Annotated in this window: 9 protein-coding genes; 7 read left to right on the forward strand and 2 right to left on the reverse strand. The window is 70.9% G+C overall.

Features of this window, described 5'->3' with window-relative positions:
- The first annotated feature begins 89 nt into the window (after positions 1-89).
- Entirely contained in the window at positions 90-1,619 is a 1,530-nt protein-coding gene (locus KOI35_RS40000; protein WP_215794699.1) for an alkaline phosphatase D family protein, read from the forward strand.
- A gap of 204 nt (positions 1,620-1,823) precedes the next feature.
- Entirely contained in the window at positions 1,824-2,501 is a 678-nt protein-coding gene (locus KOI35_RS40005; RefSeq protein WP_215794701.1) for a lysophospholipid acyltransferase family protein, read from the forward strand.
- Here KOI35_RS40005 and KOI35_RS40010 read toward each other — a convergent pair.
- The gene (locus KOI35_RS40010) at positions 2,498-3,955 is read right to left on the reverse strand and encodes a cryptochrome/photolyase family protein (RefSeq protein WP_215794703.1); all 1,458 of its coding nucleotides are present in this window, start codon (positions 3,953-3,955) and stop codon (positions 2,498-2,500) included. The two genes, KOI35_RS40005 and KOI35_RS40010, sit on opposite strands and share 4 nt — an antisense overlap.
- A 29-nt stretch (positions 3,956-3,984) precedes the next feature.
- Positions 3,985-5,169: a hypothetical protein gene (locus KOI35_RS40015; RefSeq protein WP_215794706.1), complete on the reverse strand. Its 1,185-nt coding sequence runs from the start codon at positions 5,167-5,169 to the stop codon at positions 3,985-3,987.
- Positions 5,170-5,337: 168 nt separating this feature from the next.
- On the opposite strand from KOI35_RS40015, the gene KOI35_RS40020 reads away from it, so the two are divergent.
- Genes KOI35_RS40020 through KOI35_RS40040 form a run of 5 tightly spaced genes read left to right on the forward strand, consistent with a single transcriptional unit; the run spans position 5,338 to position 11,764 of the window.
- Entirely contained in the window at positions 5,338-6,135 is a 798-nt protein-coding gene (locus KOI35_RS40020; RefSeq protein WP_215794708.1) for an alpha/beta fold hydrolase, read from the forward strand.
- A gap of 12 nt (positions 6,136-6,147) precedes the next feature.
- Complete coding sequence (locus tag KOI35_RS40025) at positions 6,148-8,649, forward strand: SpoIIE family protein phosphatase (RefSeq protein ID WP_308121363.1); 2,502 nt, start codon at positions 6,148-6,150, stop codon at positions 8,647-8,649.
- Entirely contained in the window at positions 8,649-9,032 is a 384-nt protein-coding gene (locus KOI35_RS40030) for an STAS domain-containing protein (protein ID WP_215794710.1), read from the forward strand. The genes KOI35_RS40025 and KOI35_RS40030 overlap by 1 nt, the downstream gene beginning before the upstream one ends.
- Before the next feature lie 19 nt (positions 9,033-9,051).
- Positions 9,052-10,995, forward strand: coding sequence for a TIGR03960 family B12-binding radical SAM protein (locus KOI35_RS40035; protein ID WP_215794713.1), 1,944 nt, complete (start codon positions 9,052-9,054; stop codon positions 10,993-10,995).
- A 1-nt stretch (position 10,996) separates the two neighbouring features.
- Positions 10,997-11,764, forward strand: a complete 768-nt coding sequence (locus KOI35_RS40040) for a TIGR03936 family radical SAM-associated protein (protein ID WP_215794715.1) — start codon at positions 10,997-10,999, stop codon at positions 11,762-11,764.
- The last annotated feature ends 18 nt before the right edge of the window (positions 11,765-11,782 follow it).

The raw sequence follows: 11,782 nt of genomic DNA on the forward strand, positions 1-11,782 counted from the left end.
GGATCTCGACCTCCTCGAAGCAGTGCCGAATGCCAACGTTCAAGGGGGCGTCACCCGGGGGCCATGCGGGATCGATAGGCATCGTAGTTATGACTTCGATCTCACGACGTAATCTGTTGCGCGCCGGGGTGGCCGGTGGCGTGGCCGGGCTGGCCGGGGCCGCGCCCGCGTATTCGGCGGCCGGGTCGCGGCCGGTGCTCACCCATGGCGTCCAGAGTGGTGATCCCTTAGGCGGGTCGGCCGTGGTGTGGAGCCGCGCGGACCGGCCGGGACGGCTGTGGGTGCATGTCAGCAAGCGGCCCGACTTCCGCGGGGCGCGGGTGCTGCGCGGGCCGGTGGTCACGCCCGGCACCGACTTCACCGGCAAGCTGACTTTGCGCGGGCTGCCGGCCGGCGAGCGGCTCTTCTACCGGGTGCGGGCGGAGAGCCTGGAACGGCCCGGACTGTTCGGCGCTCCGGTCAGCGGGTCGCTGCGGACGGCACCTGCCCGGCGCGAGGACGTTCGCTTCGTGTGGACCGGTGATGTCGCGGGTCAAGGGTGGGGCATCGATCCCGCGTACGGGGGAATGAAGCTCTTTGAATCGATGCGACGGCGGCGGCCGGACTTTCTGCTGCACAGCGGGGACACGGTCTATGCCGACGGGCCGCTGGCCGAGACGGTGACGCTGCCCGACGGGCGGATCTGGCGCAATCTGATCACCGAGGAGAAGCTCAAGGTCGCCGAGACCCTGACGGAATACCGCGGCCAGTACGCGTACAACCTGCTGGACGACGCCTACAAGGCGTTCGCGGCCGAGGTCGCCCAGATCAACCAGTGGGACGACCACGAGGTCACCAACAACTGGTATCCGGGCGAGATCCTGGACGACGCCCGCTACACCGAGAAGCGGGTCGACGTGCTCGCCCAGCGGGCCCACCAGGCCTACCACGAGTGGGTGCCGACGCCGATGCGGAGCGGGCCGGTCTACCGCAAGATCTCGTACGGGCCGCTGCTCGACATCTTCGTGCTCGACATGCGCACCTTCAAGGACGTCAACGACGGCAACACGTACGCCGACCCGAATCGTGGCCTGCTCGGGCGGGAGCAGCGCGAGTGGCTGATCCGGGGTCTGCGCGAGTCGCGGGCGACCTGGAAGGTGATCGCCAACGACCTGCCGCTGGGCCTGGTCGTGCCGGACGGGGCGACCGCGCAGGAGGGTGTGGCCCAGGGTGACCCGGGGGCGCCGAAGGGCCGCGAGCTGGAGTTCGCCCAGGTGCTGCAGTCGGCCCACCGGCACCGGGTGACCGGGATCGTGCTGCTCACCGCCGACGTGCACTACACCCAGGCCGTGCACTACGACCCGGCGCGGGCGGCGATCCAGGACTTCACGCCGTTCTGGGAGTTCGTGTCGGGACCGGCCCACGCGGGCGCCTTCGGTCCCAACGCGCTCGACGCCACGTTCGGCCCGCGCACGGCGTTCGTGAACGCCCCGCCGGTGGCCAACACGTCGCCCGCCGAGGGCTTCCAGCACTTCGGCGAGGTCGAGATCGACGCCGAGACCAAGGCGTTCACCGTCAACCTGCGGGACCGGGAGGGCACGTCGCTCTGGAGCACCACCTTGCCGGCGCCGCGGCGCTGAAACCGGGTGGGGCCTGGCGACCTTGCGCGCGCAGGCGGAAGCTGACCGTGTGAAACCGGCAACCCGGCCCGGAGATTTGCCGCCGTTGCGGTGAATGTCCGGGCCGGTCGCCGGAGTGGCAGGGACTTCCGGGATTTCGTCCGATACCCTGACCGCGCTCCCCACACGTTTGCGCACGTCCTTTGTCCCCCGGAGGAACCCCAGTTGCCGCTGCTCTATACGATCGGCAAGCTCACCGTCGGCAACGCGATGATGCTCGGATGGCGCCCGCGCGTCGAGGGCCTCGAGTACATCCCCAAGACCGGCGGTGTCATCTTCGCCGGCAACCACCTCTCCGTGGCTGACGAGCTCTTCCTCGGCTCGGCGCAGCCCCGCCACCTCGCCTTCTGGGCGAAATCCGACTACTTCGACGGCACCGGGGTCAAGGGCTGGTTCAACCGCAACCTGATGAACGGTCTCGGCGCGATCCGGGTCGAGCGCGGCGGCGGGCGGGCCGCGCTGACCGCTTTCGACGGTGCGATACCGGTGCTCAAGGCGGGTGACGCGGTCGCCATCTATCCCGAGGGCACCCGCTCGCCCGACGGCAAGCTCTACCGGGGCCGCACCGGGGCGGCCCGGCTCGCGGTCGCGGCCAACGTGCCGATCATCCCGGTCGGCATGATCGGCACCGAGAAGGTGCAGCCCATCGGCCAGGTTCTGCCCCGGCCGGCCCGGGGCGTGGTCACGGTCAAGTTCGGCAAGCCGATCGACCCCGAGGGCCGCGCCGACGACCGCACCTCGCTGCGGCAGCTCACCGACGAGTTGATGGCCGAGATCCAGAAACTGACCGGCCAGGAATACGTCCCGAGGTACGCCCCGGCCAAGGCACCCAAGGAGAGCTAAGGCGCTCGGCTCCCGCGCGCCTTCTCCTGCTCGACCAGCGCGTCCAGGTCGGCGAGCCGGCGCAGGCCGGTGAGTGGCTGCCGCATGCGGTGATTGCCGGTGAGGGCCTGCTCGTTCCGCGCGAGGAAGGCCCAATACCCGGCGGTGAACGGGCACGCGTCGTCGCCGACCCGCTTACCGGGGTCGTACCGGCATCCGCCGCAGTAGTCGCTCATCCGCTTGATATAGGCGCCCCCGCCCGCGTACGGCTTGGAACTCATCCGCCCGGCGTCGGCGAACTGGCTCATCCCGATCACGTTGGCCGTCATCACCCACTCGTAGCCGTCGACGAACGAGCGGTGGAACCAGTCGGCCACCGCACCGGGCCGCCAGCCGCGCTGCATCGCGTAGTTGCCCAGCACCATCAGGCGCGGAATGTGATGCACCCAGCCCCGGTCGCGGACCCCGGCCAGCACATCGGACAGGCAGCGGGCCTCGACCGCGTCCGCGTCCAGGTCGGCGAACCAGCGCGGCAGCTCCTTACGGGCGTGCAGTTCGTTGGCGGCGCGGTACTCGGGCTCGAAGTACCAGTACAGGTGCCAGATGAAGTCGCGCCAGCCGATGATCTGCCGGACGAAGCCCTCCACTCCGGCCAGAGGAGCATTCCCTTTCCGGTACGCCTCCTCAGCGCGCTCGACGACCTCGAGCGGGTCCAGCAGCCCGAGGTTGATCGACGAGCTGAGCAGGCTGTGGCTCATCCACGGGTCACCGGCGAGCATGGCGTCCTCGTACGGGCCGAACGTGGGCAACCGGTGGGTCACGAAGTGGCGGAGCCGGGCCAGCGCCTCGCGCCGGGTGGCCGGGAAAAGGCGCGGGCCGTCGTTGCCGATGAACTCGATGCCGTCCTCGCGCTGCCACCGGTCGAGGTCGGACCGCACCTGCTCGTCGATCTCGTCCTCGGTGATCGCGGGCGCGGGCGGGACGTCGAGCCGCTCGGCGCCGCGCGGTGGTGGTTCCCGGTTCTCGTGGTCGAGGTTCCACTTGCCGCCGGCCGGCTCGTCGCCGTCCATCAGGATGCCGTGGCGCTGCCGGGCGTCCCGATAGAACTCCTCCATGCGCAGGTGGTCGCGACCCTTGGCCCAGGCCGTGAAGTCGGCCGGGGCGGTCACGAAACCGCGCGGTGGCAGCACCTCGACGTCGGGCAGACGATGGACCAGCGCCCGGGCTGCCCGCGAGGTCGGGTGGCAGACGGTCACCTTCTGCGTGACCGCCTCGGCGTAGGTGTCAGCCCGGACCAGCCGGACGCCGTCGTCCTGGGCCCGGTGCCGCAGGGCGGACAGGATCAGGTGCGCCTTCTGCCGGTGGAAGGCCCGGCGCCGGAACACCGCCTTCGACTCGACCAGCAGCACCTCCTGGTTCGGCTCGTCCAGGAAGTGCGGGCCGAGCTGATCGGCGAAGAGCCAGCGGCGGGTCATGCCGTCATGCTGCCCGGTAACCCGGCCGATCAACCCGGAGTCAGCACCGCATCGCGCAGACGGGCGACCAGATCGGCGCTGTCGTCGATCGAGCGGCGGGTCAGCAGGACGGTGGCCAGGCTGCCGTGGTCGGCCCAGGCGCAGACGACCACCGCGGCACCGCCGTCGCGGCCCACCCCGCACTGCTCGTGCGCGCCGAACTCGCCCAGGTCGAAGCTCTGCACGTCCTTGAGGCCGTACTCGGCGGCGGTGCTGGTCAGGTGGGCCGACACGTCGGAACCCGGGGTCAGCCGGAAACCGGTCTCGCCGAAGACGGTGACCCGCTTGCCCCGGCTGTCGCGATAGACGCCGGCGAAGCCGTTGGGCCCGGTGTCCTCGGTGTCGCGCAGCTTGAGGTCGGCGAACGAGTTGGGCAGCGCGGCGGACACCGGATATTGGTCGCCGGCGGGGGACTGGGTCCAGGCCAGCGGGCCGCCGCAGCAGCAGACCACGCCGATCAGGCCGAGCAGGGCCAGGCGGCGGCCCCAGCGGCGCTTCCGCCGGGGCGGGGCCGGCATCGGGCGGGCGGCCGGGCGCGGGGCCGCCCACGGCGGTGGGGGCGGGACCGGGCGGGCGTAGACCGGCAGCCGGTTGACCGGGGGCGCGGCGTTCTCGCGGCGTTTGCGGGCCTTCCGCTCCTTACGGGAGAGCTTGGGGGCGTTCCGGGTCGGCGGCGGGGGCGCGGGGACAGGCGGACGGTTGGTCGGCTTCTGCACCGGCGGCGGAGGCGGCGGGGGCTGTGGCGGTGGGGGCTGTGGCGACGGGGGCTGTGGCGCAGCCGGGGGCTCGATCCGGGTCGGTGGCGGTTGCGGGGCGGCCGGGGGCTCGATCCTCGTCGGGGGCGGCAGCGGCGGGGCCGGTCTCGGGGTCGCCGCCTCGGCCTCGGTGCCCTCGAGGTCGAGGCCGTACGAGTCCCACGGCGTGTCCTGATCGGCCCAGGGGTCGACGGCGGGCGTGGTGGCCCAGTGATCGTCGTGCGCACCCGGCGCCGGGGTCTCGTGCGGCGCCTGGTTCCGGCGCCACCACGGCTTCTTCGGGTTCGTCTCGGGCACGGCGGCCGAGCCGCTCCAGCGGGCCGGCGCGTCCACCGTGGAGGGTTCCGAGCCGTTGTCCAGCCGGGTCGGGTCGGGCACTCCGTTCGCCGGTCGAGTCTCCTCCGGCTGCGGGTCGGCCATCCGTCGATCTCCTTCACTGCCGGGCATGATCCCCGGCGAGGCGGTCAACTCCCAGGTTAGAGGCGGTATGCCACCCACCCGCCCGGCCGGGGGACCGGACTCGGGATGCAAATGCCGGACAACCAGGGCGATGTGCAAGACGCTGTGGAGCCGTATGGTTACCGGGACATGAGAACGACACAGAGAAACGCCGTCACTTTGACCGGTAACGCGACCGGTCAGCCGATGGTTTTCGCCCACGGGTATGGCTGCGACCAGAACATGTGGCGCCTCGTCGCTCCGGCCTTCGCGGACTCGCACCGGCTCGTCCTTTTCGACCACGTCGGCAACGGAAAATCCGACCTGTCGGCCTATGACGATGACCGTTACTCCTCGCTCGACGGATACGCCGACGACATCCTCGAGATCCTGCGCGACAACGATCTGTGGAACGTCGTCTTCGTCGGCCACTCGGTGAGCGCCATGATCGGCGTGCTCGCGGCGATCAAGGAGCCGGAGCGGTTCGCCCGCCTGGTGCTGATCGGCCCCTCGCCGCGCTACATCAACGAGCCCGACGAGGGCTACACCGGCGGGTTCGGCCGGGCCGACATCGAGTCGCTGCTCGACTCGCTCGACAGCAACTACCTCGGCTGGTCGAGCACGATGGCCCCGGTGATCATGGGTAACCCCGAGCGGCCCGAGCTGGGCGAGGAACTGAACAACAGCTTCTGCCGCACCGACCCCGAGATCGCGAAGAAGTTCGCGCGGGTCACGTTCCTCTCCGACAACCGTGACGACCTGCTCAAGCTGCGGACGCCGGCCCTGATCCTCCAGTGTTCGGACGATGTGATCGCGCCCGGTGTCGTGGGTGACTACGTGCACAAGCACACGGCCGGGAGCACCCTCGTCCAGATGAACGCGACCGGCCACTGCCCCAACCTGAGCGCCCCGGAAGAGACCATCAACGCCATGAAGGCCTGGCTGTAGAAGCGGCGGACCGTGAGTGACTCTGGTGGGCCGGACGTGACGCAGGAGTTGCGCCCGCCCTGGGACGAAGACCCCGACGACCTGTACGACCACGCGCCGTGCGGGTATCTGACCACGCTCCCGGACGGCACCATCGTCCGGGTCAACCAGACGTTCCTGAACTGGACGGGATACACGCGCGGCGAGCTGGTGGGCCACCGGAGATTCCGTGACCTGCTCACCTCGGGCGGGCAGATCTATCACGAGACTCACTACGCCCCGTTGCTGCGCATGCAGGACGAGGTGCACGAGCTGGCGTTCGACGTGGTCTGCTCGGACGGCCGCCAGCTGCCCACCCTGGTCAACTCGACGCTGGGCCGCGACGACGCCGGTTCGCCCAAGGCGATCCGCACGATGGTCTTCAACGCCACCGAGCGCCGCCAGTACGAGAAGGAACTGCTGCTGGCCCGCCAGATCGCCGAGGCCTCCGAGCGCCGGGTCCGGGTGCTCCAGCAGATCGTGGCCGACCTGGCCGCGGCGCCGACCGAGGCCGAGGTGGCCGAGGCGGTGGTGCGCGCGCCGGAGTCCGCGTTCGGCGCCGCCAGCAGCAGCATCTATCTGGTCGACGTCGAGCGTGACTGCATCGTCGCGGTGGCCTCGACCGATCCCACCACCGGCAACTGGGACGACATGCCCCGCTCCTCGCCGCGGGCGGTGGCCCGGGTCGCCGAGCGCGGCGATCTGCACGTGGTCGGCTCGGTCGCCGAGGCCCGGACGCACTTTCCCGAGCTGGTCGAGACGATGCGCCGCTCGGGCCGCAACACGGTGGTGTTGCTGCCGCTGACCACCGGCCCGGCCGACGAGAGCGCCACGGTCGAGACGCTCGGGGTGCTGGCGTTCAGCTTCAAGGGCGAGCGCCGGCTGACCGACGGCGAGCTGCGGGTGGTCCGCCTCCTCGGCCAGCAGGCGGGTCAGGCGCTCGACCGGGCCCGCCTCTACGACGACGCCAACCGGCGCGAGGAACGGGCCACGTTCCTGGCCGAGACCACCCGGTCGCTCGACGAGGTGCACCGGCTGCTGGCGCGCACCCGCCGGCTGATCGAGCGGGCGGTCCCCGAGATCGCCGACTGGGCCGAGGTCCGGCTGCACGTGGGGGCCACCCCGGTCGTCGAGGCCGGCGGCGGACCGCGGCCCGACGAGGAGCTGCTGTCCCAGCGTCTGGGCAAGGTGGCCGCGAGCGGCGAGCCGGCCTTCCCCGGCGAGGGCGACCAGCTCGACTGCTCGGTGCTGCCGCTGACCGCCCGCGGGCTGGTGCTGGGCACGCTGGCGCTGCGGATGGCGCCCGACCGGCGGGGCGCCGCGGCCGAGCGGGCCTTCCTGGTCGAGCTGGCCGACCGGGCCGGGCTGGCGCTGGAGAACGCGCGGCTCTACGAGCAGGAACGCCAGATCGCCCGGACACTGCAGCGCAGCCTGCTCGCGGGTGCGCTGCCGGGCGGTGACACCAGGTTCGCGGTCGAGACCCACTATCAGGCCGCCGCGCACGATCTCGAGGTCGGCGGGGACTGGTTCGACGCGTTCCTGATCACCAAGGACAAGCTGGCCGTGGTGGTCGGCGACGTGGTGGGCCGGGGAATAGAGGCCGCCACGACGATGGGGCAGCTGCGCAGTGCCGTACGGGCCCTGGCCGGGAACGAGAACGGCCCGGCGCGGCTGATCGAGGGGCTGGACCGGTTCGTCGAACGGGTCGAGTCGGCGCGTATGGCCACGGTCGCCTACGTCGAGATCGACCTGCCGGCGGGCGAGGTGGCCTACTCGTGTGCCGGTCACCTGCCTCCGCTGCTGCAGGAGCCGACCGGGTCGCCGGAGTACCTGCTCCAGGCCCGCTCGGCCCCGCTCGGGTCGCGGGCCGGCAACACGGTGCGCACCGAGCACCGCCGCCGGCTCCCACCGGGCAGCCGGTTGCTGCTCTACACCGACGGCCTCATCGAACGCCGCACCCGCCCCATCGACAAGGGCTTCGAGCTGCTCGCCCGCGAATATGCGCGGCGGCGGGACGCGCCGCTGCAGGGCCTGGCCGCCGGTCTGGCCGACACCCTGGTCGGCCGCGACCACAGCGACGACGTCTGCATGCTCTGCCTGACGCTGGGCACCGAGGAACGCATCGAGCGCACGATCGGCGCCGACCGGATGCAGATCGCCCTACTGCGGGCCGACCTGCGCGCCTGGCTGGTCGCCCACGGCGTGGAAGCGGAGTGCCGCGACGCCGTGCTGCTGGCGTGTTCCGAGGCGGTGGCCAACGCGATCGAGCACGGCTATCGTGACGATCCGTTCGGGATGATCGATGTCGTGGCCACGGTGACCGACGACGCGGTCGAGGTGCGGGTGACCGACCGCGGCACCTGGCGCGGGCCGGTCACCGACGTGGCCCGCGGCCGGGGGCTGCAGCTGATCCGGGAATCGATGGATCAGGTGCTCTTCGACCGCGGCGACGGCACCACGGTCACCATGCGCAGGGGCCGCCAGGAGGCGTCGTAATGGAGTTCACGCGCGGTGGCCTTCCGGTGCCGACGGGGCAGCTGGAGCGGTGGGTCACCTTCTCGCGGTTCGGTGACGCCGAGCTCGTCTCGCTGAGCGGCGAGATCGACCTGGCCAACGCGCCCGAGATCGGCAAGGCGATCGTCGAGCGGATCCAGAAGGCCGGCAAGGTGCTGATCGACCTGACCACCGTCTCGTTCCTCGACAGCGCCGGGGTACGCCTGCTCGACGCGTTGATCGGTGATCTCAACGAGCACGGCAAGCCCACCCGGCTCGTGGTCGGGGAGTCGGGGGCGGCCCGGATGACCCTCCAGCTGTGCGCCTTCCGCGAGGACGTGCTGGCCACCGATCTGGACCGGGCGGCAGCGGAGATCGGCGGGTAGCCGCGTACCCTAGAGGCCCATGAGCGTACGTTCCGTCTTCCCGCAGCTCGAGCAGCTGCTGCCCCGGGTCAGCAAGCCGATCCAGTACGTGGGCGGCGAGCTCGGCGCCGTCGTCAAGGACTGGGACGCCACCACGGTGCGGTGGGCTTTGATGTATCCCGACGCATACGAGGTGGGCCTGCCCAACCAGGGCGTCCAGATCCTCTACGAGGTGCTCAACGAGCAGGCCGACGTGCTGGCCGAGCGCACCTACGCGGTGTGGCCCGACCTCGAGGCCCTCATGAAGGAGCACGGCGTCCCGCAGTTCACGGTCGACGCGCACCGCCCGGTCCGGGCGTTCGACGTGCTCGGCCTGTCCTTCGCGACCGAGCTCGGCTACACCAACATGTTCTCCGCCCTCGACCTGGCCGGCATCCCGATCGACAGCGCCGACCGCGGCGACGACGACCCGATCGTCCTCGCCGGCGGCCACGCCAGCTTCAACCCCGAACCGATCGCCGACTTCATCGACGCCGCCGTGCTCGGCGACGGCGAGGAGGCCGTCCTCGAGATCACCGGCATCATCCGGGAGTGGAAGGCCGAGGGCCGCCCGGGTGGCCGCGACGAGCTGCTGCTGCGCCTGGCCCGCACCGAGAGCATCTACGTCCCGCGCTTCTACGACGTCGACTACCTGCCCGACGGCCGCATCCAGCGCGTGGTGCCCAACCGGCCCGACGTGCCGTTCCGGGTCGCCAAGCGCACGACGATGGACCTCGACGCGTGGCCCTACCCCAAGAAGCCGCTGGTACCGCTGGCCGAGACGGTCCACGAGCGCTATGCGGTGGAGATCTTCCGCGGCTGCACCCGGGGCTGCCGGTTCTGCCAGGCCGGCATGATCACCCGCCCGGTCCGGGAGCGGTCGATCACCACGGTCGGCCAGATGATCAAGGACGGGCTCGAATACTCCGGATTCACCGAGGTCGGCCTGCTCTCGCTGTCCAGCGCCGACCACTCCGAGATCGGTGACATGTGCTCCGGCCTGGCCGAGCAGTATTCCGGCACCAACGTCTCGCTCTCGCTGCCCTCGACCCGGGTCGACGCGTTCAACATCGACCTGGCCCAGGAGCTGTCGAAGAACGGGCGCCGCACCGGCCTGACCTTCGCGCCCGAGGGTGGCTCCGAGCGCATCCGCAAGGTCATCAACAAGATGGTGACCGAGGAAGACCTGATCCGGACGGTCGTCACCGCCTACTCCAACGGCTGGCGGCAGGTGAAGCTCTACTTCATGTGCGGCCTGCCCACCGAGACCGACGAGGACGTGCTGCAGATCGGCCGGATGGCCCACGAGGTGATCAAGGCCGGCCGCATCGCCGCCAACAGCAAGGACATCCGCTGCACGGTGTCGATCGGCGGGTTCGTGCCCAAGCCGCACACCCCGTTCCAGTGGGCGCCGATGGAGCGTCCCGAGGTCATCGACGCGCGCCTCCAGATGCTCAAGCAGGAGATCAACTCGGACCGCTCGCTGGGCCGGGCGATCGGCTACCGCTACCACGACGGCGAGCCCTCGCTGATCGAGGGACTGCTCTCGCGCGGCGACCGCCGGGTGGGCACGGTCATCCGCCGGGTCTGGGAAAAGGGCGGCCGCTTCGACGGGTGGAGCGAGCACTTCTCCTACGCGCGCTGGGTCGAGTCGTGCGCCGAGGTGCTCCCGCAGTTCGGGGTCGACCTCGACTGGTTCACGACCCGCGAGCGCGAGCAGTCCGAGGTGCTGCCCTGGGACCACCTCGACTCGGGCCTCGACAAAGACTGGCTCTGGCAGGACTGGCAGGACTCCCTGACCGAGTACGAGCAGGACGACTGCCGCTGGACCCCGTGCTTCGACTGCGGTGTCTGCCCGTCGATGGACACCGAGATCCAGATCGGTCCCACCGGCAAGAAGCTGCTGCCGCTGACCCCGGTCACCTCGATGCGGATGCCGGTCTGACATGGCCAAGAATCAGCCCGTCGGCGGTCAGGCCCCGGTCGTCCAGCGCATCCGCATCCGCTACGCCAAGCGGGGCCCGCTGCGCTTCACCTCGCATCGTGACTTCGCCCGCGCGTTCGAGCGGGGTCTGCAGCGGGCCGGTGTGCCCATCGCCTACTCGCAGGGCTTCACCCCCCACCCCAAGATTTCGTACGCGAGTGCGGCGCCCACCGGTGTCGGCAGCGAGGCGGAATACCTGGAGATCGGTCTGCAGCGCGAGGTCGACCCGGCCGATCTGCGTATCGCGCTCGACGCCGCGCTCTCCCCGGGGCTCGACATCGTCGACGCGGTGGTGGCCGGGACGGGCAGCCTGGCCGACCGGATCGACGCCTCGCACTGGCTCGTGGAACTTCCTTCGGTCGATCCGGCCGACGCCGCAGCCGCCGTCAAAGCCTTCACCGAACTCGACGAAGTGCTGGTCGAGCGCATGACGAAGCAGGGCCGGCGCTCGTTCGACGCCCGGCAGGCAGTGACGAGCATCGCTGTCGTGGAGCAGTCCGGCCGACCTTCCGAGGCGGACGGCGCACCGTGTGCGATAATCGACCTTGTCGTACGACTGGTGACGCCCGCCGTACGTCCCGATGACGTCCTTTCCGGCCTGCGCGTGGCGGCGGGCCTGGAGCCGCCGGTGCCCGCGAGGGTGACCCGGCTGGCCCAGGGCACGCTCACCGCGCAGGGGGAGATCGTCGATCCGTTGGACGCGGATCGCGAGCCGGCCCTTCCGGGGTAAGGACTGCTTCATCGGCGG

The organism is Paractinoplanes bogorensis, assembly GCF_018829635.1.
Lineage (GTDB): Bacteria > Actinomycetota > Actinomycetes > Mycobacteriales > Micromonosporaceae > Actinoplanes > Actinoplanes bogorensis.